Source organism: Peptoniphilus sp. (genome assembly GCF_050943655.1).
Classification (GTDB): domain Bacteria; phylum Bacillota; class Clostridia; order Tissierellales; family Peptoniphilaceae; genus Peptoniphilus_A.
Window position 1 is genome coordinate 1 of sequence record NZ_JBMNPQ010000024.1, and the last position, 21,507, is coordinate 21,507.

A 21,507-nucleotide genomic window follows, 5' to 3' on the forward strand; every position below is an offset into this window, starting at 1 on the left:
AAATTTTCTTTAAAATGTGTATTTTTCAGTCTTTTTTATAAATAATATTTAACAAAAAATATTTATTTTAAATTAGTTTAATCGCTTAAAATTTTATTTTCTCCCCTAGTTAAAAATCTATGGTAAAATTAATTAAAGGAGTCGTGCTATGTTTAGAAAAATAAGAAGAGTAAAAAACGAAATTTCAATTGAAGATGCAAAAAATCTTTTAACAAATAATAAAAGAGGCGTCTTGTCACTAAATGGCGACGGTGGATATCCCTACGCCTTCCCAATTAATTTTTATTATGAAAAAAGCGAGAATAAAATTTATTTTCACGGAGCAAAAAGAGGGCACAAGATTGACGCGATGTTAAATAATCCAAAAGCATGTTTTACAACTTACGATAACGGAATACTTTCTGAAGACGGATGGTCTTATTATGTATCAAGTGCAGTGGTGTTTGGAAAAATGGAACTCGTTGATGATGAAAAAATTGCTCTTGAAAAAGTTAGAAAATTATCTGCAAAATATTATCCAAATGCTCAGTTAATCGATGATGCAGTTAAGGAAAGTTTTGCAGCAGTTCAAATATTTGCGCTAAATATTGAACATATTTCTGGAAAAAGAGTAAACGAAAGATAAGCAACCTGAAAAAGGTTGCTTAATTTGTATCTTTTTAATTGTAATGATTTAAAATTAAATATTAAAAATTTTATCTCAATTCACAAAACTTTTTAATTGATTCAACTCATGCGCTATAAACTCTACAATATCTTTGGACTGCGCGGCATCTCCCAAGATCTGTGATCTGTGTGAAGTAATCTCTTCGCCTTTTGACTATTTGGCTTATCAAAAAATTCTTCGTAGAGTCTCTTTATATCTTCGTTCTCGTGAGAGTACCTCACACTTTTATTCTCGTCAATAAAGTATAATTTTTCTCCTCTTACAAAGGCTAAATCCTCCCCATCGTGAATCGGTTGGCCTCCTCCACCAACACAACCTCCAGGGCAAGCCATAACTTCCACAAAGTTATAATGTCTCTTACCCTTCTCAATATCTTCAATTAATTTTCTTGCATTTCCAAGTCCACTTACTGTTGCTATTTTTAAATCTCGTCCATTTAAATTAAAACTCGCCTCAGTTATACCACTATCTTCTTCTGTTGCCCTCACAACTTTAAATGCATCGGGTTTTGAATTTTCTCCCATTATTTCAAAATAAGCAGTCCTTAGAGCCGCCTCCATTACGCCACCAGTTGTGCCAAAAATAATTCCTGCACCAGAACTATTCTTAAACAAATTATCAGGTTCAATATTTTGTAAAGTTTTTGGATTAATGTGAAAAGCTCTAAGCATTCTCACAAGTTCTCTTGTAGTTATCACTACATCTGTATCGTGACCTGCGTATTCTTTGTAATAAAGCTCTCTTTCGCTTTCTCCTTTTTTCGCCAAACAAGGCATTATTGCAACTGAAAAAATATCTTCTGGATTCCCTCCAATTTTTTCTGCAAAATATGTCTTCATGACTGTTCCAAACATCTGCATAGGTGATTTTGATGTTGAAAGCTCGGAAACAAGATGTGGATACTGACCTTTTAAAAATCTGACCCAACCTGGGCAACACGATGTAAACATAGGTCTATCGTAAAGCTCTTTATCATTAAACTTTTCTAAAAATTCATTTGCCTCTTCCATTATCGTTAAGTCAGCAGAAGTTGCCGTGTCAAATACATAATCGACTCCTATTTTTTTAAGAGCGTCAAATATTTTATTTACTGTTGCATCTTCCAAATCCATGCCAGTCTCTTCGCCCCATGCAGTTCTAACGGCTGGAGCAACTTGTGCAACAACAACTTTGTCACTTGCTACTATTGCATCCCAGAGTTTATCGGTGTCGTCTCGTTCCCTTAGGGCCCCAACAGGACAGTGAGTTATACACTGCCCACAAAGTGAACAGTCCGACTCTTCTATGGTCCTAGAGTTTGACACATTTACTGTAGTTCTAGAACCCGTCCCCTCAAGCTCCCATATATTTAAACTCTGCATCTTGTCACAAACTTGAATGCACCTCATGCACTTGATGCACTTCTTCGAATCGCGAATTAGCGGAAAATTTTTATCCCAAGGCTGGTGTTCAATTTCTTGTTCATACATTATATCTTGTATGTTTAAATCATTGGAAAGTTGTTGCAACAAGCAATTGCCACTTCTTACACAAGTTGCACATCTATAATCGTGTTGAGATAAAATAAGCTCCACTGTCCTTCTTCTATCCAGCACAACTTTTGGGCTATTTGTATAAATAACCATGCCCTCTTCCACAACATTGTTACAAGCTGTTATTAATTTATCCTTTCCTTCAATTTCAACTACACATACTCTACAAGCTGCAATCTCATTTAAATCTTTTAAGTAACAGAGGTGAGGAATATGAATTCCAATATTTTTGGCAGCCTGCATTATTGTAGTTCCTTCTTCCACTCTAAGCTTCATATCATCCAGTGTAAAGTTTACCATATTCTCTCACGTCCTCCCTTGAAAATGCCAAATCCAAAGTGATCACATCTTAGACATCTTGAAGCTTCTTGATGAGCTGCCTTCTCATTCATATTTAGTTCGACTGCATCAAAATCATTTATTCTAATCTTTGCCTCGCGTTCTGAAAGTTCACTTCTTCCACAATAAGTTTTATCCTCAATATTAGGAATTGGTATATCTATATTCGAAGTAATTCTGTGATTGTAGCCCAAATATTCATCGATATTTGCTGCCATTACCTTTGCTGCTGCTATTGCCTTAATAACTGTGGCAGGCCCAGATGCACAGTCTCCTCCTGCAAAAAGTCCGGGAAGTCCACTAAATCCACCATTAGGAAGTGTAAATATTTTTCCCCACTTAACAGGTATGCCCGCACCTTCATAGTGTTCAGTTTCAATGTTTTGTCCAATTGCAATTACTAAATAATCACATGGAATAAATTCATCTTCTTCGCCACTGTCAACTACAGATGCTCTGCCGTCCTTTATTTTAGAAATCATTTGAGGTCTAACCCATATTCCTTTTAACTTTCCATCAATAACTTCTAATTTAGCCGGTGCTCTTAGAGTAATCATCTCAACTCCTTCAGCTAGGGCTCCATTTATCTCATTTGGAAGTGCCGTCATGTCGGCAACTCTTCTTCTGTAGACACATTTTACAACTTCATGGTCAAGTCTTACCAGTGTTCTTACAGCATCCATAGCAACATTTCCACCGCCAATTACTACGGCTTTTTTGCCCTTTATATCAGGAAGTTTATCCATACCAACATCTCTTAAAAATTTAACTGCAGACACAATTCCATCGCTATCTTCTCCATCAAATCCAAGTTTTTTGTCAGTAGATGCGCCAACTGTAATTAAAACAGCATCGTAATCGTCTCTTAAATCATTTATATCTATGTCAACGCCAATTTTTAAACCATGTATTACTTCCACTCCAGTATCCAATATAGATTCAATATCTTCATCGAGTCTATCTTTTGGAAGCCTATAATTTGGAATTCCGTATCTCAACATTCCACCAAGTTTTGGAAGCATTTCATAGATAGTCACTTGATGCCCCATTAATTGCAAGTAATATGCAGTGGAAAGTCCAGCTGGACCTCCACCGATAATTGCAACTTTTTTCCCAGTTTTATTTCCAGGCATTTTTGTAGGCACAATCCCAGCCATGTCCGCTGCATATCTTTTTAAACCACGAATATTTATGGAAGAATCTATCATATTTCTCCTACATCTATCTTCGCAAGGATGTTCACAAATAAATCCACAAGTCGTTGGGAATGGATTGTCTTTTCTTATTAAAGAGATTGCATCTTCGTATCTTTCTTCTCTAATAAGAGCTATGTAACCAGGAACATCTACATTTGCAGGGCAAAGTACAACGCATGGAACGGGTTGAGTCGTCATGCAAATACATCTTTTGTTTTTTACATGCTCCTCATAATCGTCTCTACAATTTGTAATACTTCTATACACCATGTGAGCTGCCTCATACCCAACTGCACAGTCAGCCGTTTCGGAAATTGATTTTGATGTATCTTCAATTAAGTCCAAAGTATCTAAGGTAGCATTGCCATCTAAAACATCATTTAAAAGATTGCTAAGTTGTTTTAAACCAATTCTACAAGGAATACATTTTCCACATGTCTGTGCGTGACACATCTGTACAAAAGCCCGCGTAAGATCAACAGGACAAAGACCAGGAGGAGAAGATTTTATTCTCTGTTCTAAATTATCATATATATCGTCAATAATAATTTTAGCCCTATTCGGTGTAATTAATTCTAATCTACTCAAAATTTACCTCCATTATTTATTAAACTATACAGTTAAATTAATGTATTATTAATATAATATAATAAACTTTAATCATTTACAATAGTAAATAATTCTATAAAGTTTTACAGTCGTCTTTAAATATTTTTATCATTTAATAAATAATTCCATGTTTATATGAGGTATCCCGTCTTCTAAAAAAGCTTCACCGAAAGTTTTAAATCCAAGTTTCTCATAAAATCCCTTTGCATAAACTTGCGCCAATAAATTAATTTTTTTATATTTATTTAGTCTTTTAATTTCATCTATTGCAGAATTCATAACGAGCTTACCAAGACCCTCACCTCTATATTTACTTATAACGCGCCCTATGTGAACTGTTTTTTTATCCACTTTATCTTCATAGATTCTAATGTATGCCACTATCTCTTTATTATTTTTGTAGTAAAGGTGAAGACTCTCATAGTCTACCCCATCAACTTCTGGATATGGACATTTTTGCTCCACAACAAATACATCAACGCGAAGCCTTAAAATTTCATAAAGCTCTCTAGTGCCAAGTTCATCAAAATTTTTTATCACAAGTTCCATTTAATTCTCCAATTTTAAATTTTTTAATATATTTTATATTTATTATACTAAAACTTCTAGCTATAAAAAAAGCGTTGAAACTAGAAATCTAATCTCAACGCTAAATTTATTAATATAATTTTGCTCCTGCTGGTATTCTATTTGAAACCATTAGAAGATTTAATTTTTCTTCGCCCTCTTCTTCGTGAATTGCTGAAAGAAGCATTCCACAAGAGTCAATTCCCATCATCTTTCTTGGTGGAAGATTTACTATAGCAATTAAAGTCTTGCCGATAAGCTCTTCTGGTGAATAATATTTCTTTATTCCTGATAGAATAATTCTATCTTCGCCAGTTCCATCATCAAGTGTGAATTTTAAAAGTTTGTTGCTCTTTGGAACTTCTTCACAATTTTTAACTTTTACAGCTCTAAAGTCTGATTTAGAGAATGTATCAAAGTCAACCATATCTTCAAAAAGTGGTTCAACCTTTACTTTTGAAAAGTCAATTTTCTCTTCTACTTCATTTTCACGAGCTGGATTAGCTGGTCTATTGCTTACTTCTTTTTCTTCTCCTAGAGGCTTCATTGTTGGGAATAATAATACGTCCCTTATGCTTGGTTGATCAGTTAAAAGCATAATCATTCTATCAACGCCAATTCCAAGTCCTCCAGTTGGTGGAAGTCCAACTTCTACTGCATTTATATAATCATAATCCATTGGATGAGCTTCGTCGTCTCCTGCAAGTTTTTCAGCAACTTGTTGTTCAAATCTTTCTTTTTGATCAATTGGGTCGTTTAACTCTGAAAATGCATTTGCAAATTCCCATGTATTTATGAATGCTTCAAATCTATTAGTAAGTCTTGGATCTTTAGGGTCTCTCTTTGCAAGTGGAGACACTTCAACAGGGTGTCCAATTACAAATGTAGGCTCAACTAAATGCTCTTCACAGAACTCTTCAAACATTTCTGATAAGACTTTGCCCCATGTAAATGATTCGTCAACATCAAGTCCCTTTTCTCTTGCAGCTTTTCTTGCATCTTCGTCTGTTGTAATTTCGTCGAAGTCAACGCCTGCATATTCTCTAACTGCTTCAATCATTGTGATTCTTCTCCAAGGAGCCTTTAGAGAAATTTCTGTTCCTTGATAATTTATTACAGCTGAACCTAAAACTTCTTCTGCAACATATTCAAAAAGATTTTCAGTTATGCTCATCATTTCGTGGTAGTCAACATAAGCTTGGTAAAGTTCGATATTTGTAAACTCTGGATTGTGTTTAGGATCCATTCCTTCGTTTCTAAACATCTTGCCCATTTCATAAACTTTGTCAAATCCACCAACTATTAGTCTTTTTAGGAACAACTCATTTGCAATTCTCATTTGCATGTCCATATCAAGAGTGTTGTGGTGAGTGTAGAAAGGTCTTGCATTTGCTCCACCTGCTACAGTGCCAAGGATTGGAGTGTCAACTTCCAAAAATCCTCTGTTGTCTAAATACTCTCTAATTTTTTTGATGATTTGAGTTCTCTTTAAGAATACATCTTTAACTTCTGGATTTACAATTAAATCTACGTATCTTTGTCTGTATCTAAGATCAGGGTCCTTTAGACCGTGGAATTTTTCAGGTAATATTTGAAGAGATTTTGATAGTAATACTACATCAGTAGCTCTAACAGTGATTTCTCCAGCTTCTGTTTTAAATACTACTCCCTCTGCTCCAATAATATCTCCAATATCAAGTCCCTTTACATCTTCGTAAATTTCTTCGCCAAGCACGTCTTTTCTAGCGAATACTTGTATTGTTCCCCTTGAATCTTGGATATCAAGAAATGCAATTTTGCCGTGACGTCTTTTGCTCATTACACGTCCAGCAATTTTTACAGTTTTATCTTCGTATTCATCAAATGAATCTTTAATGTCTTTTGAATAGGAGTCAACATCATATTTTTCATGAATAAAAGGATCCTTGCCAGCACTTCTTAATTCTTCTAAATATCTTCTTCTCAAAAGGAGCATTTCATTTTGCTTTTGCTCATTTGTTTTCTTCACATTTACCTCCTATATGTTTATTCCACAAATTTCGTAATTAATAAATCCATCTGGAACTTCTACTTCAACTACGTCTCCAACTTTTTTTCCGATTAAAGCAGAGCCAACAGGTGATTCATTTGAAATTTTTCCATCTAGCGGATCAGCTTCTGCAGAACCAACTATTGTGTACTCATCTTCGTCGCCTGAGTCTAATTCTTTAACGATAACTGTTGATCCAATATTTACAACATCTGTGTTTAGATCATTTTCATCTATTATTTTAGCATTGCGAACCATAAGTTCAAGTTTTGCAATACGCTCTTCAACTTGTGCTTGTTCGTTTTTAGCTTCGTCGTATTCTGAGTTTTCAGATAAGTCCCCATAACCAAGAGCAACTTTAATTCTCTCAGAAACTTCTTTTCTTCTAACTGTTTTTAAATATTCAATTTCGTTTTCAATTTTTTCTAGGCCCTCAGGCGTAAAAAATACTTCTTTTGCCAAAATACTCTCTCCTCATATATAAAAAATAAGGCGATAGACGCCTCTAATTATTGACAAAATAAATTGTCCTAATCATTCAGTTTAATTTCTCAAATACTATTCTTTTAAATCTAACTCATTATAATAAATGTAGTCTAAATTGTCAAGGAAAAGCCATAAAACAGGGATTCTTTTAAATTTCTTCAGAATAGTTTTCAATATATTCATCTATAATTTTTTTAATTTCATCTAAATCATTTAAAGTGTTTAAAGAATTTCTTATCTCTTTGGAATTTTTCATTCCTTTGAAATAATAAGAATAAACTTTTCTCATCTCAAGTAAGCCAAGTCTTTCGCCCTTGTACTCAATTTCTCTATTTAAATGATCTTTTAAGACATTTAGTTTTTCGCGAATTTTTGGTCTGTAGTAATCTCCATGAGATATAAGCTCTTCAATTTGTCTAAATATAAAGGGGTTCCCAATGCTTCCCCTTCCAATTGCAACTCCATCGACGCCAGAATATTTTATTTTTTCTAACGCATCTTCTGGTGTAAAAATATCTCCATTTCCAATTACTGGAATATTAAGAGCTTCCTTAACCTTTTTAATATAGTCCCAGTCAGCCTCTCCCGAATAAAATTCTTCCCTGCTTCTTCCGTGAACAATTACTTGAGTAGCACCTGCTGCTTCAATATTTTTTATAGCCTTTATGGCATCGACTCCACCAAAAGACTTCCTAACCTTGCAAGTGACAGTTTTTTTTGAAGAATTAACTACAGATTTTACAATGTCATACACAAGAGAAGGCTCCTTAAGTAAATAAGATCCATTCATTGCCTTTACTATCTTTGGTGCAGGGCATCCAAAATTAATGTCAATAGAAGAGAAGCCATAATCATTTAACATTTCTGCAGCTTCTCCCATTATATCTGGGTCATGTCCAAAAATTTGAACAGCAACATCTTTTTCCTTATCAGAAATTTCAAGAAGCATCTTCGTCTTTTTATCTCCATATACTAGAGCCTGTGCCGAAACCATCTCCGTAACTGTCACATCTGATCCAAATTCTTGACAAATTTCTCTAAAGGCAAGATCTGTATATCCTGCCATTGGGGCTAATATTTTTAACAAAGTATCATCCTCTTTTAAAATGTATCGCTGTTTAAGTTATAAATTTCTTTTAATCCTTCAAGGGTTAAGAATTTATTAATAACTATATTGTACTTTGAATCTTGTGTAAGCATTGTAGAAAATCCACCAGTTGAAATCAAATTAGTTTCATCAGCTTTCCAATTAAGTTCATCTAATAATTTTTCTATAATTCCATCAATCATAGTTTGGAATCCATAATAAAGTCCAGACTGCATTGCGCCTACTGTGTTTGATTGAATGAGTTTTTCTGGAGTAATAATTTCAATTTTTGGAAGCTTTGATGTCATCATAAATAATGCTTCTGCTGAGATGCTAATGCCTGGCATAATCAAACCGCCAAGATAATTTTTATCTTTATCTATGATACAAAATGTCATTGCAGTTCCAATATCTATTATAATAGTTTGTGGTCCATATTCATTAAGTGCACCAACAGCATTTACTATTCTATCTGCTCCAACTTCCTTTGGATTATCGTATTTAATATTAAGCCCAAGCTCAAGTGTTGTGTCCACGATTATCGGTCTCTTCTTAAAATATTTTATTACCATTGATGGAAGTGTGTGCATTAGGTTTGGCACTACTGAAGATATTATTACATTGTCAATATCTTGCGGATCAATATTTGCATGAGTTAAAGTATTTAAAAAAATTAATCCATACTCATCTGACGTTCTCGTTTTTACTGTGGAAGTTCTAAAATCATTTACAAGTTCATTGCCCTTGTAAACTCCCCAAGTAATATTTGTGTTTCCTACATCTATAACTAATAACATTTTTTCACCCTTAAACAATAGATTTTAATAATTTATAACAAATTGATTTCATTATATATGTTAGATTAATACTTTTCAATAAAAAATACAATTGAAATTTCTTTGTAAAGTTCTTTTCACGGCTTTTAAGATACCACCATTATATTTATACAATTTTAATTTTCAATTTATTCATTGTTACCCCTATTGACATTGCGGTGAACATATTGTAGTATTGTTTCGGAGGTAATCATGAATATTAAAACTAAAGATTTAACAAAGATGGCACTTTTTGTTGCCCTAATAGCAGTCGGAGCATTTATATCTATACCCATTGGTCCTGTACCATTCTCATTACAAAACTTTTTTGTTTTTATGGCAGGATTATTACTTACACCGGTGCAAGCTTTCTTGACGGTTTTAGTCTATGTATTACTTGGTCTAATTGGAATTCCAATTTTTGCCGGATTTACTGGTGGATTTCAATATGTATTCTCACCAACTTTTGGATTTTTAATTTCATTTATAATTGGAGCTTATGTCATTTCAAAGCTTGCATACAAAGAAGAAAAATTCGGAAAGATTATGGCAGTTTTAATTTTGGCTGAAGTTATATTTTATGCTATAGCACTTCCTTACTTTTACTTAATAATGAAAAATGTCAACGGAAATCCAATGGCGCTTAATAAAATTATGTCCATGGCAATGATTCCATTTATTATTCCTGACATAGCTAAAGCAGTTGTGGCAGCATTAATTGCTCCAAGGATTAGAAAATCTATTAAATGATGACAAATAAAATAAATAATAGATAAATAATTTACAAAACTCCCCTCTTTGGGAGTTTTTTATTTGGAATTTACTTTATATAGTTAAAAATAAAAAATAATGTTATAATAACTAAATAGGGAGGTTGTAAATGAAAAAATCTAATAATAAACCTCGTGGAATGATAAAATTTTCAAGTGTAATAAAAATACTTATACTTATAGTTGTGGCACTTATAATCGTTCTTGGGACAATACTTACATCAGTTGTTCTTGGAATTTTCAAAAAAGCTCCTGAAATTGATCCAACAGATTATAGGTCACAAATTGCTGAAACATCGAAAATTTATACTGACGACGGAACATTAATAGAGACTCTAGTATCAGATCAATTCAGCGAATTTGTTCCTTACGAGGATATGCCCGATAATTTAAAAAATGCAATTGTTGCCATTGAAGACGAAAGATTTTTCGAACACAATGGTGTCGATTTTAGAAGAGTTGTGGGAGCAATTGTTTACGATATAAAGACCCGCTCTTTCGCACAAGGTGCATCTACAATAACTATGCAGCTTGCAAAAAATATGTACACATCTTCGACAAAATCTGTAGTTAGAAAGATTACAGATATTTATTATGCTTTTCAAATTGAAAATGCCCTATCAAAAGAACAAATCTTGGAAGCTTATTTAAACACAGCAAGTTTTTCAAAAGGAACTGTGGGTGTGCAGGCAGCTTCAAAAACTTTCTTTGACAAAGATGTGTCCGAACTGACTCTTGCTGAGTGTGCACTTCTTGCTGGTGTTACAAATTTACCTGAAAAATACACTCCATACAATACAATGGAAATTACACCAGAAGATGACCTGTCACAAATAGAGTTTGTAATGCTTCCTAAAAATCAAGAATCAGGCGACAATTCAGACTTTATAATTGGCGTGGGCGAAAAACTGTTAGATCTTGGAAGAATAGACAGTTTTACAATGCTACAAATTAAAAATAATATTGTTGTTCCAGTTAAGGCTGTCTTTAATGAAACTTCTAAAGAACGTCAAGCTAGAGTTCTAGAAAAGATGGAAAAGCAAAACTTAATAACTGAAGAAGATTACAAAGAGGCACTTGCAGCACCTATTGATATCAATATCGGATCGAGAAAAGAAAGCGGAATTTCTTCTTTCTACACAGATGTAGTTCAAAAAGAAGTTAAAAAGATTCTCGTAGATTCTGGATATTCTGAAGAAGATGCTCTAAATAAATTATTTAACGGCGGACTTAAAATTTATATTCCAATGGATTTAAAAATTCAGCGTCAATTAGAAGAAACTGTTGCAAATCCAAGATATTATTATGGAACATTTAGAGATAACAACGGAGTAATCCAACCACAAGTTGCTTCTGTTATAATTGACCAACACACTCACGAAGTAAAAGCCCTTGTTGGCGGTCGTGATGTAAGTGGTGGACAACTTCTAAATAGAGCAATAATACCAAGACAACCTGGATCTAGTATTAAACCTATTTCAGTTTATCTAACTGCTTTTAATAACGGCGCAACTGCAGGAGATGTTTATCTCGATGCCAAAATGCCAGATAAACTTTTCTTCGGAAAATCTCCAAAAAATGCAGGTAGTTATTACCAAGGTTGGACAACTATTAGAAACCTAGTTCGTCAATCTTCTAACGTCGGCGCATTCCAAGTAGCAAGAGATATTTCTGCTGATAAGGATGCAAAAATTAATAATAGATCGACTTACACTAAATCATACGACGATGATGTTTCAATCAATAAAATGGTAGAAACTCTTCAATCAATCGGCGTAACTTCCATAGTTACTAAAGAAGATAATCCTACTTGGAACGATATGGCCTATGCCCCACTTACTCTTGGTGGAATGAGTTACGGAATAAGTCCACTTGAGATGGCTGGCGCTTACACTGCCCTATCTAATATGGGTAAATATGCAACTCCAATTGTAGTTTCTAAAATTGAGTCTGCAACTGGCGATGTAATTTATGAATCAAAACCTGAAGAAAAAGAAATTACATCAGAACAAAATGCCTATATAATTACAGATATGCTAAGAGATGTAGTTAAACGTGGTACAGGTACCAATGCAGCTTTTGCTGGTCAAGATGTTGCAGGTAAAACTGGTACAACTAACGACAAGACAAATGTATGGTTTGTTGGTTACACTCCTTATTACACTTGTTCAGTTTGGATAGGAAACGACAAAAACCAAAACCTATCTTTCGGTTCTAAACAAGCGGCGTACTTGTGGAAACAAATAATGCGCGATGTTCACGAAGGTCTCGATAAAAAAGAATTTGAACAGCCAGATGGCATATACACTAAATATGTAAATGGCAGACGTGAGTTATTTGTCGAAGGAACTAAGCCTCACTACACTAGCAAACTTGGTTGGTACAGAAGAGAGGAAAAGAAAGTAGAAAAGAAAAAGGACGACAACAATAATAATAACAACGACAACAAGAAAAAAACTAAAAAATTAGATTTGAATAACAACTCTAATCAATAAAAGGGTCCCAATTGGGATTCTTTTTTTCATAAATTTATTATTTTAAAAAGAAGTCCTCGGCATGAGAACTTCTTTTTTTATAAATTAATTATTTTTTATAATCATAAAAGTATTATTTAACTTTCTGCCTGCATTTTGCATAATATTTCCATCAACATATAGTGCACTTGATGCGTTTCCATCTACATTCATTGCAGATACGCATCCAAGTTCTTTCATAACACTTGCCAATTCTTTAACTGTGGCAGAACTTACTGTTGCCATTACAATTCTTCCGTCCTTTGTAATTCCTATTGCAGATCTTCCGCCTCTATTTGATGAAATTTTTGCCTCTTTTACTTCTTTAAGAGTTTCAGCAGAAGTTATATTTCCATCTTGTAAAAGAAGAGGTCCTGCACCAATCATTTGAACTACTTTTTTGCCGTCTTTATCAAATTTAGCCTTTAGCTCAACACTTCTTCCAACGGCAAATCTTTCAGTGATATAATCTTTTTTAACGCTATCTTTTCCAAAATAAATTAAGTAACCGTTCTTAGGAATATCAAATTTTTGATTTTTAAGTGCATCTGAAACTTTTGTAACTTTATCATTTACTATTGTTACGACGCTTCCACCAGTTAGGTTTATGCTATTTCCTCTCTTGTTTGTAAATTTATAAATTCCAGCTATATCAGTTGGTTTTGTGTTTACATACCATAGAGTAAATGTATTAAATTCCATTACACCTTTGTCATTGTTCCATTCATTTTTAGTTTTTCCATCAAGGAATCCGTCAAATTTTAATTCTTTCTTAGAAATGTCAAAGGTTCCATCTTCATAAACAGAAAATACAGAGGGGCTATCGCTAAGTTGAATTACTTCTCCGTTAGAGATAAGTGGACCATAAGGTTCTTTTGTGCTATATGCATCAAAGAAGTTTCCATTTATTGCACCGAGTGGTTTTTTTCTTGCTATCATTGATGAAAATGCTTCGTCGCCATTTAATCCATTATTAGCAGTTACAACTTCACATTTTAAATCTCCACTTGAGAGATTAAACTTCGCCCAGTTTACCCTCTTGCCATTTATGTTTTGTGTCTTCTTCTCAACTAGTGGAGAATTGGATTTTTCTACAGCTTCTTTATTAATTTCTTTTTTAAAAGTTTTTATGGTTTCACTATCTCCAATCAAAACAGTTCTGCTGTCATTATCCCACTCTACTTCTTTTCCAAATATTTCGCTTACATCTCTTAGTGGAATAAAAACCCGATCGTCTGTAATTTCAGGTGCCATGTTGAGCACTTTTTCTGCGTTATCTACTTTGGCATTCTTATTGTCGACATACATTACCATTTCTTTTCCATTGGAGCTACAAGTTACTTTCCTCTCATAAGAGTCCCATTTGACATCGTATCCTAAATTTTCAGAAACAACTCTTACTGGCACAAGTGTCCTATCTTCTTTGATGTAAGGAGCAACATCTGATTCTAGATATTTTCCATCGAGCCAAATTCTCACATTTCCCTTGGCACTTACGATTGCTGGTGAAAATAATAAAATTCCAGCAAGTCCTAGGATTTTGATTTTATTTTTCATAATATCACCTTCTACATATATAATACTATAAATAATTAGAAATTCTATGAAAAGGTTTTGATTTTTTATAATTTTAAATAATTTAGTTGTTTCATAAGTTTAAATCATCTATTAAAAACTTTTTAAATTTTAAAACTTTAAAGCTCATACATTTAAATTTTTGCAAAAAAACAGACTCTGGAACTAATCCAAAGTCTGATTTATTTATATTAAGCAAGAATTTCTTCTAGGTCTTGTTCTGCTGTTGTAATTGGTGCGATGTTGTAGTTTTCTACTAGATAGTTTAGAACATTTTCTGAAACAAATGCTGGTAGAGTTGGTCCAAGTTTTATATTCTTAATTCCAAGATATAGAAGTGTCAATAGAACACATACTGCTTTTTGTTCGTACCATGAAAGAACTATTGATAGTGGAAGGTCGTTAACTCCACAGTCAAAAGCATCTGCAAGTGCAAGTGCAATTTGTACTGCTCCAAAGGAGTCGTTACATTGACCAACATCAAGTAGTCTTGGAATTCCATTTATATCGCCAAGTTGTAAATCATTGAAACGATATTTACCGCAAGCAACTGTAAGAATTACTGAATCTTCAGGTGCTTGTTCTACAAATTCTGTGTAATAATTTCTTCCTGGTCTTGCTCCGTCGCAACCACCTACTAAGAAGAAGTGACTTATATCTCCGCTCTTAACTGCGTCCACTACTTTATCTGCAATTCCAATAACAGTATTGTGTCCAAATCCTGTAGTTACAGTTTTTCCACCATTAATTCCAGTAAATTCTGTATCTTCTTCATATCCACCAAGCTCAAGTGCTTTTTCAATAACCGGTGTAAAGTCCTTGTCATCCCCCACGTGAACAAGTTCAGGGAAAGATACAACTTCTGTTGTAAAGACTCTATCTTTGTAAGAATCTTTTGGTGGCATCAAGCAGTTTGTTGTGAAAAGAATTGGCGCTGGAATATTGTCAAATTCTTTTTGTTGATTTTGCCAAGCTGTTCCAAAATTTCCTTTTAGATGTTTATATTTTTTAAGCTCTGGATATCCATGAGCTGGAAGCATTTCTCCATGTGTATAGATGTTTATTCCCTTTCCTTCTGTTTGTTCAAGTAGAAGTTTAAGGTCATATAGATCGTGTCCAGTTATTACGATGAAAGGTCCCTTTTCTACAGTTAGTGGAACTTCAACTGGTGTTGGGTTGCCATAAGTTTCTGTATTTGCCTTATCAAGAAGTGCCATGCATGCAAGGTTTTGTTCTCCAACTTCTAGAACTAGAGGAAGAAGTTCGTCCATGCCAAGTTCTTCATTTCCAATTGCACTAAGTGCCTTTGCGAAGAATTTATTTACGTTCATGTCTGTGTATCCCAATACCATTGCGTGATATGCATAGGCTGCCATTCCACGAATTCCAAATAGAATTAGTGATTTTAAACTTCTTATGTCTTCATCAGCTGCCCAAAGTCTTTCTAGGTCGTAGTCGCTATATTCCACGCCACTAGCTGCAATTTTTTCTTGTTCATCATGTACTCTTACCATCATTTCAAAAACAGTCTTGTCGTAGAAGTTTACGTTAGTAACTGTTGTGAAAAGTCCTTCTAAGAATAATTTCCAAGTATCTTTAGTTGGCTTTCCACCATCAAGGCAAGTATTTGCAAGAGCAATCATTGCTCCAGTAAGTTTATCTTGAAGTTTAGCAACATCAGCAGGTTTTCCACATACTCCAGCTTTACCTACACAAGCACGTGATCCTGCAGTTTGTTCACATTGAAAACAAAACATTTGATTATCCATATTTCCTCCTGTATTAATAATAAATTTTGCAATAACTACCATTTACTTTATACCAAGATTATATTATCATTAATATTAAATTTATGTTGTTAAAACAACGAAAGGAGAAAAAATGAAAATTAATCTTTCAAACACTAGACTCTTTAATGGAATAAGTGAAAGCGAAATAGAAATGCTCTTAAGGTGCATAAGTTCTTATAAAAAATTTTACAAGAAGGGAGACTTCATCCTAAATGAATCTGAAACTACAGACTTTTTGGGGCTTGTCTTAGACGGAATGGTAATAATTGAAAGATCAGATATTTGGGGAAATAATACTATTATAGGTACTATTAGTGCAGGAGAAGTCTTTGCTGAAACTTATGCAATGCTAGATGACGAACCTCTGATGATAAATGTTGTTGCAAATAAAGACTGTGAAGTTTTATTTTTAAATGTAAAAGATATACTTACTTCCTGCGAAAAAGCTTGCGGCTTTCACACAAGGCTAATTGCAAATTTAGTAAAAATTGCTTCTATTAAAAACCTAAACCTTTCGCGCAAGATTTTGCACACTGGTCCAAAGACAATTAGAGAAAGACTCGTTTCTTATTTTTCTGAATGCGTAAAAAAAGAAAATTCTCTATCATTTAAAATTCCATACAATCGCCAACAGCTCGCCGACTATCTTTCAGTTGATAGATCATCAATGTCTAACGAGCTTTCAAAGATGCAAAAAGATGGAATAATAAAATTTCACAAAAATGAATTTACTATTATAGAAACTGACGAACTTTATTATTAATTGATAAAGTTTTTCAGATAAATGTTGTTTCTACAACATAATTATTATTCGCTAGGTGTTATTCTTATATTAAGATTAAAACAAAATATTTAATAGGAGTAGAAAAATGAAAAGAATAGATTTAAATAAAACTGTATATGATTTAGTTAACGAGTATCCAGAAGTAATTGATATAATGGTAGAACTTGGCTTTGCAGAAATTACAAAAAAGGCAATGCTAAATTCCATGGGAAAAATAATGACAATTCCACGCGGTGCAAAAGTGCACGACATTCCAATGGAAGACATAGTTAAAAAATTTGAAGAAAATGGATTTGAAGTTATAAATTATTCAAGCACTGAAAATCAAAAAGAAAAAGTCGCAGAAGCAAATCTTAATTCCGACACACCAGAAGCGAGAACTATATTATTAAAATCATATTTAAAAAGACTTGGCGAAGGTGAAGAATTAGAGTCAGTGCGTGCAGATTTTAAAGAAAATTTTCAAAATGTCGATGCGCAAGAAATTATGAATGCAGAACAGTCACTGCTTGCTGAAGGCACACCACTTTCTGAAGTTCAAAGACTCTGCGACCTTCACTCTGCCCTATTTCACGGTGCAACAATTGAAGAGCAAATCCAAAATGCCGAAAAGTCTATTCAAAATAAAAAAGTAGATAATGAACCATCTTTTGACAGAACAAAGTTTGACAACAAACAGCTAATCACAAAAGAACTTACTGAAAAAGTTGGCCATCCACTTCACGCTTTTGCAGCAGAAAATAGAAAACTAGAAGAACTTATTGAAAAGGCAAAGGCGGCACTTGATAAAAATGAAAATGTCTACGAAGCATTTTTAAATCTTCGCGACATAAGCATCCACTATGCAAAAAAGGGAGACTTGCTCTATCCTCACCTTGAAGCTAAGTACAATATCTCTGGCCCATCAAAGGTAATGTGGACTGTCGACGATGAAATAAGATCAGAAATGAGACAGCTTCTGTCTGATAAAGAAAATGCAGATAACAACACAGAAAGATTTAAAAATGTGCTTCAAAGAATTGAAGAGATGATTTATAAAGAAGAAAACATCCTCTTCCCTAACTGTGCAATGAACTTCACAGAAGATGAGTGGAAACATCTATATAAGGACATGAAGGACTACGAAGATGTATTTGGACTTACTCCAGAAACTTGGCAAGAGGCAGAAGATTTTGAAGATATCGAATATAAAGTTTTAAATAACGAAGAAATAAATCTAGCTGGTGGTCATGTGAATATAAATGAACTAAATTCACTACTAAACACAGTTCCACTAGAGCTTACTTTTGTCGATAAAAATAATATCAACAAATACTTTAACGACGGCGAAAAAATAATGAAAAGGCCAAAGATGGCAATTGATAGAGAAGTATTTAGCTGCCATCCACCAAAGATTGAGCCTCTTGTTAGATCAATTATAGAAGACCTTAGAAGTGGAAGAAAAGACAATGTTCCAGTTTGGCTTGAAAAGGCAGGTCGTCCTATTTTTATAAATTATATAGCCGTTCGAGATGAAAATGGAGAATATGTTGGCGTGCTAGAAACTGTTCAAGATATGTCCTTTGCAAAAGAATATTTTCTAAATTCAGATAAATAAAATTCATTACTCCTTAATGGCTTGGATATTCGAAGTTATTAGACTCTAGACAAAGCTAATGGCTTGGATATTCCAAGTCATTTTTTTGTAAAAAATTTATCAACATTGTAAAGTTTTAATAAATTTATAACTTGTGCTATAATGACTTTGGGGAGCTACGGCTGAGAGGAGAAATCGACCCTTGAACCTGTCAGGATAATGCCTGCGTAGGAAATATTGCGCTCCTAGAGGAGATATTATGAAAAAAAATTCAAACGTACTTATTTTGGTTACCCTCGCCATGTTTGTGGCACTGGGTGTTGTCATTTCGCCGATTTTAAGATTTGAGGGCTTTGCCCCGACGGCGCATTTCGTTAATGTGGTCTGCTCAGTTTTTCTTGGACCATGGTACAGCCTTTTAAATGGAATATTAACTGCAATAATTAGAATGTCTGTAATGGGAATCCCACCACTTGCCATCACTGGCCAAGTTTTTGGTGCAGTTCTTTCTGGAATTTTATACAGAAAGAGTAACGGCAAAATCATTTGGGCAGTTGTTGGTGAAGTTGTTGGAACAGGAATAATCGGTTCCATCGTGTCCTACCCTGTCATGACGCTTCTAATGGGAAAAACTGGTCTTACTGTATTTTTCTACACACCAAGCTTTGTAATAGCTACATTAATTGGTGGCTCAATTGCTTTTATTTTCCTAAAGACATTGCAAAGAAATGGCAGCCTTTACAAAATTCAAAAAGAACTAGGTGTGAATGTCTATGAAAGATCTAGAAGAGATTATAAAAACTAGAAGAAATATTTCAGAAAATTTAATTCACTGCATCACTCACAAAATCGCAGTAGAAAACTCTGTCAATGCCGTCCTTTTACTTGGAGCAAAGGCAATTTGTGCAGAAAATCCAATGGAAGTATCAGATATCACAAAAGCTTCAAAGGCGCTCAGCTTGAGCCTTGGAAATATAACTGAAGAGAGACTTAAATCAATTTTTATATCTTCAAAAACTGCAACAGAAAATAATATTCCACAAATTTTGGATTTAGTTGGAATAGCAATTTCAAATTATAGGCTCGATGCTGCAACTAAACTTCTTCGAGAAAATAAATTCGAAGTCATAAAGGGCAATGCATCAGAAATAAAAAAGCTTTCTGGAAAAGAGTCAAACACAAATGGCATTGATGTTGGAGAAAAAGATAAACTGGATATAAATAACTTAGATGAATACGTAAAAATTTCAAGAGACTTGTCAAAAAAGTATGACACAACAGTACTAATAACTGGAGCAACTGATGTTATTACAAAAGATGAGAGGACAATTTTAGTTGAAAACGGAAATAATTATTTGACTCTTTTAACTGGAACAGGATGCATCTTAAGCTCTATGATTGCAGCTTTTTTATCCGAATTTAGCGGGGTAGATGCGTGTATACTTGCCCTGCTCATTATGGAAATATCTGCAGAGCTCGCAAAAGATGAAAGAATCTACACGTTTAAAACTAAACTTTTTGATACGATGTCAACTATTAGCGATGAAGAATTATTAAAAAATGCAAAAGTGAGGATTTATCGATGAAAAAATTATATTTAGTTACAAACTCCGACAAGTACACAGAAAGCGAATTTTTGGAAAGAATTGAAGAGGCTTTAAAGGGTGGAATTGATCTATTGCAACTTCGCGAAAAAAATAAAACTGATAGAGAAGTCTTAGATCTTGCCTTTAAAGTAAAAAAACTTGCAGATGTCTTTGACGTCCCACTTATAATTGACGACAGACTTGATGTTGCAATGGCAATAAATTCTGGCGTGCACCTTGGAGCAGATGATCTGCCTATAATTTATGCAAATGAATTTTTGCACGGAAAAATTATTGGAGCAACTGCAAAAACAGTTGAAGCTGCCAAAAAAGCTGAATCAGACGGTGCAAATTATGTTGGCGTTGGAGCAATTTTTGAAACAGCAACTAAGGTAAAGACTATTAGAACTTCAGTAGAGACACTAAATTCTATCAAAGATAATGTAAATATCGACGTCTACGCAATTGGCGGACTCACTTACGACAATGTCGATATTTTAAAAGGGTCAAAAATCGATGGAATATGTGTCGTTCGAGAAATAATGAATGCAGAAAATGTCTTTGGCAAGACAAAAGAATTAAAAGAAAAAATAAATGGAATACTAATCTAAAGAAAAGCCCTCCTTACTGCATAGTAAAGAGGGCTTATTTTATTAATAGGAGAAATATTTACATTGAAGCTTTTATTAATTCATAAAATGCCCAATGGCTCTTGTTTGCGTCCGAAAATTTTTGTAAGAATAGTTCTTCTGATTTATCTTTAAGCTCTATTTCAAACATATTATTTAAAATTTTTACAATTTCTGCTCTTGTAATCTCTTTATCTGGTTTAAAACTTCCGTCTGGATAACCTGCTATTCTTTTATTCCCATACAAAATATTTATTTCTTTTTCGTACTTGTGACCTTTTATGTCATTAAATGGAGCAGTGCTTAAGTTTTCTTTATCAATTCGACTTATTATATAAGAAAGCTCACCCCTTGTCATAAAATCATTTGGTCTAAAGTTTTCACCTTCTTTTTCTTCCAAAACACCCGCTTTGTAACACGCATTTATAGAAGAATTAAACCAACCGTCTGCATCTTTATATTTTGTGGCGCCCATATCTTTTAAGTCATAGTTCATAAGCTTTGCAATCATGGCCACAGCTTCGGCTCTAGTTACCTTCCCATCTGGTTTAAGTGTTCCGTCGGGATATCCACTTAGGTATGGTTCTTTTGAGACCGCTACTTTTCTATTTTCAACTTTTTTAACAGGATTTATTCTTGAACTTTTCTTTAATTTTGAATTTGAAATGCTCAAATTATTGGAATCTTTTTCTTTATTATTTTTTCCTGAATTATTTTTCTTATCTTTATTTATATCTTTTGATTTTTCTTCGTTAGATTTATTCTCCTCTTTTTTATTATCTTCTTTATCTTGAATTTTCTTATTATCCTGATTTTCACCATCAGGTTTCTCTACATTTGGCACTTTCTCATCAGCTTTATTTTCTTCTTTTTCTACAGAATTTTCATTATCTTTAGACTTATTTATATATTCATCTTTTTTATTTGGACTACTGAATGGATTTTCTATAATGGCTC

At 33.7% G+C, this 21,507-nt stretch carries 18 protein-coding genes; 8 read left to right on the plus strand and 10 right to left on the minus strand.

The window, feature by feature from the left end; translation table 11 throughout:
- Window positions 1-148: 148 nt before the first annotated feature.
- Complete coding sequence (locus ACOX6R_RS03755) at window positions 149-625, plus strand: pyridoxamine 5'-phosphate oxidase family protein (protein WP_433447378.1); 477 nt, start codon at window positions 149-151, stop codon at window positions 623-625.
- Window positions 626-747: 122 nt separating this feature from the next.
- Here ACOX6R_RS03755 and ACOX6R_RS03760 read toward each other — a convergent pair whose 3' ends face one another.
- The 7 genes from ACOX6R_RS03760 to ACOX6R_RS03790 form a co-directional block, all read right to left on the minus strand.
- Window positions 748-2,499, minus strand: coding sequence for a [FeFe] hydrogenase, group A (locus ACOX6R_RS03760; protein ID WP_433447380.1), 1,752 nt, complete (start codon window positions 2,497-2,499; stop codon window positions 748-750).
- Entirely contained in the window at window positions 2,493-4,322 is a 1,830-nt protein-coding gene (locus ACOX6R_RS03765) for an NAD(P)-binding protein (protein WP_433447382.1), read from the minus strand. The genes ACOX6R_RS03760 and ACOX6R_RS03765 overlap by 7 nt, the downstream gene beginning before the upstream one ends.
- Before the next feature lie 129 nt (window positions 4,323-4,451).
- Complete coding sequence (locus ACOX6R_RS03770; RefSeq protein WP_433447385.1) at window positions 4,452-4,892, minus strand: GNAT family N-acetyltransferase; 441 nt, start codon at window positions 4,890-4,892, stop codon at window positions 4,452-4,454.
- A gap of 109 nt (window positions 4,893-5,001) precedes the next feature.
- Entirely contained in the window at window positions 5,002-6,885 is a 1,884-nt protein-coding gene (gene lysS, locus ACOX6R_RS03775) for a lysine--tRNA ligase (RefSeq protein ID WP_433447412.1), read from the minus strand.
- Between the two features lie 42 nt (window positions 6,886-6,927).
- Window positions 6,928-7,401 (minus strand): transcription elongation factor GreA, encoded by a 474-nt coding sequence (gene greA / locus ACOX6R_RS03780; protein ID WP_433447387.1) that lies wholly within the window; start codon window positions 7,399-7,401, stop codon window positions 6,928-6,930.
- Between the two features lie 172 nt (window positions 7,402-7,573).
- Entirely contained in the window at window positions 7,574-8,512 is a 939-nt protein-coding gene (dusB, locus tag ACOX6R_RS03785; RefSeq protein ID WP_433447389.1) for a tRNA dihydrouridine synthase DusB, read from the minus strand.
- Window positions 8,513-8,526: 14 nt separating this feature from the next.
- Window positions 8,527-9,309, minus strand: a complete 783-nt coding sequence (locus tag ACOX6R_RS03790; RefSeq protein ID WP_433447391.1) for a type III pantothenate kinase — start codon at window positions 9,307-9,309, stop codon at window positions 8,527-8,529.
- Window positions 9,310-9,540: 231 nt separating this feature from the next.
- On the opposite strand from ACOX6R_RS03790, the gene ACOX6R_RS03795 reads away from it, so the two are divergent.
- Window positions 9,541-10,077, plus strand: coding sequence for a biotin transporter BioY (locus ACOX6R_RS03795; protein ID WP_433447393.1), 537 nt, complete (start codon window positions 9,541-9,543; stop codon window positions 10,075-10,077).
- Window positions 10,078-10,207: 130 nt separating this feature from the next.
- Window positions 10,208-12,592, plus strand: a complete 2,385-nt coding sequence (locus ACOX6R_RS03800) for a transglycosylase domain-containing protein (protein ID WP_433447395.1) — start codon at window positions 10,208-10,210, stop codon at window positions 12,590-12,592.
- A gap of 84 nt (window positions 12,593-12,676) precedes the next feature.
- Here ACOX6R_RS03800 and ACOX6R_RS03805 read toward each other — a convergent pair whose 3' ends face one another.
- Window positions 12,677-14,167 carry a stalk domain-containing protein gene (locus tag ACOX6R_RS03805; RefSeq protein WP_433447397.1) on the minus strand — a complete coding sequence of 497 codons (1,491 nt, stop codon included), beginning with the start codon at window positions 14,165-14,167 and terminating at the stop codon, window positions 12,677-12,679.
- 209 nt (window positions 14,168-14,376) lie between these two features.
- Window positions 14,377-15,954: a hydroxylamine reductase gene (gene hcp / locus ACOX6R_RS03810; protein ID WP_433447398.1), complete on the minus strand. Its 1,578-nt coding sequence runs from the start codon at window positions 15,952-15,954 to the stop codon at window positions 14,377-14,379.
- 112 nt (window positions 15,955-16,066) lie between these two features.
- On the opposite strand from hcp, the gene ACOX6R_RS03815 reads away from it, so the two are divergent.
- The 5 genes from ACOX6R_RS03815 to thiE all read left to right on the plus strand — a co-directional run bounded on the left by ACOX6R_RS03815 (window position 16,067) and on the right by thiE (window position 20,532).
- Window positions 16,067-16,738 (plus strand): Crp/Fnr family transcriptional regulator, encoded by a 672-nt coding sequence (locus tag ACOX6R_RS03815; protein ID WP_433447400.1) that lies wholly within the window; start codon window positions 16,067-16,069, stop codon window positions 16,736-16,738.
- Between the two features lie 106 nt (window positions 16,739-16,844).
- Window positions 16,845-18,356, plus strand: coding sequence for a DUF438 domain-containing protein (locus ACOX6R_RS03820; RefSeq protein WP_433447402.1), 1,512 nt, complete (start codon window positions 16,845-16,847; stop codon window positions 18,354-18,356).
- A gap of 238 nt (window positions 18,357-18,594) precedes the next feature.
- On the plus strand, window positions 18,595-19,140 hold the full coding sequence (thiW, locus tag ACOX6R_RS03825) for an energy coupling factor transporter S component ThiW (RefSeq protein WP_433447404.1): 546 nt from the start codon (window positions 18,595-18,597) through the stop codon (window positions 19,138-19,140).
- Window positions 19,109-19,921 carry a hydroxyethylthiazole kinase gene (locus tag ACOX6R_RS03830; protein WP_433447406.1) on the plus strand — a complete coding sequence of 271 codons (813 nt, stop codon included), beginning with the start codon at window positions 19,109-19,111 and terminating at the stop codon, window positions 19,919-19,921. Before thiW ends, ACOX6R_RS03830 begins: the two co-directional genes overlap by 32 nt.
- Entirely contained in the window at window positions 19,918-20,532 is a 615-nt protein-coding gene (gene thiE, locus ACOX6R_RS03835) for a thiamine phosphate synthase (protein ID WP_433447408.1), read from the plus strand. The genes ACOX6R_RS03830 and thiE overlap by 4 nt, the downstream gene beginning before the upstream one ends.
- A gap of 58 nt (window positions 20,533-20,590) precedes the next feature.
- Here the strand turns inward: thiE and ACOX6R_RS03840 are convergent.
- The coding region (locus ACOX6R_RS03840; RefSeq protein WP_433447410.1) for an S-layer homology domain-containing protein at window positions 20,591-21,507 on the minus strand (917 nt) is incomplete at its 5' end.

Bases quoted from the DNA above. Each gene is read 5' to 3' on its own strand.
- ACOX6R_RS03755 (WP_433447378.1), top strand. From the start codon at position 149: ATGTTTAGAAAAATAAGAAGAGTAAAAAACGAAATTTCAATTGAAGAT.
- ACOX6R_RS03760 (WP_433447380.1), bottom strand. From the start codon at position 2,499: ATGGTAAACTTTACACTGGATGATATGAAGCTTAGAGTGGAAGAAGGA.
- ACOX6R_RS03770 (WP_433447385.1), bottom strand. From the start codon at position 4,892: ATGGAACTTGTGATAAAAAATTTTGATGAACTTGGCACTAGAGAGCTT.
- lysS (WP_433447412.1), bottom strand. From the start codon at position 6,885: ATGCTCCTTTTGAGAAGAAGATATTTAGAAGAATTAAGAAGTGCTGGC.
- ACOX6R_RS03790 (WP_433447391.1), bottom strand. From the start codon at position 9,309: ATGTTATTAGTTATAGATGTAGGAAACACAAATATTACTTGGGGAGTT.
- ACOX6R_RS03795 (WP_433447393.1), top strand. From the start codon at position 9,541: ATGAATATTAAAACTAAAGATTTAACAAAGATGGCACTTTTTGTTGCC.
- ACOX6R_RS03800 (WP_433447395.1), top strand. From the start codon at position 10,208: ATGAAAAAATCTAATAATAAACCTCGTGGAATGATAAAATTTTCAAGT.
- ACOX6R_RS03805 (WP_433447397.1), bottom strand. From the start codon at position 14,167: ATGAAAAATAAAATCAAAATCCTAGGACTTGCTGGAATTTTATTATTT.
- hcp (WP_433447398.1), bottom strand. From the start codon at position 15,954: ATGGATAATCAAATGTTTTGTTTTCAATGTGAACAAACTGCAGGATCA.
- ACOX6R_RS03815 (WP_433447400.1), top strand. From the start codon at position 16,067: ATGAAAATTAATCTTTCAAACACTAGACTCTTTAATGGAATAAGTGAA.
- ACOX6R_RS03820 (WP_433447402.1), top strand. From the start codon at position 16,845: ATGAAAAGAATAGATTTAAATAAAACTGTATATGATTTAGTTAACGAG.
- thiW (WP_433447404.1), top strand. From the start codon at position 18,595: ATGAAAAAAAATTCAAACGTACTTATTTTGGTTACCCTCGCCATGTTT.
- ACOX6R_RS03830 (WP_433447406.1), top strand. From the start codon at position 19,109: ATGAAAGATCTAGAAGAGATTATAAAAACTAGAAGAAATATTTCAGAA.
- thiE (WP_433447408.1), top strand. From the start codon at position 19,918: ATGAAAAAATTATATTTAGTTACAAACTCCGACAAGTACACAGAAAGC.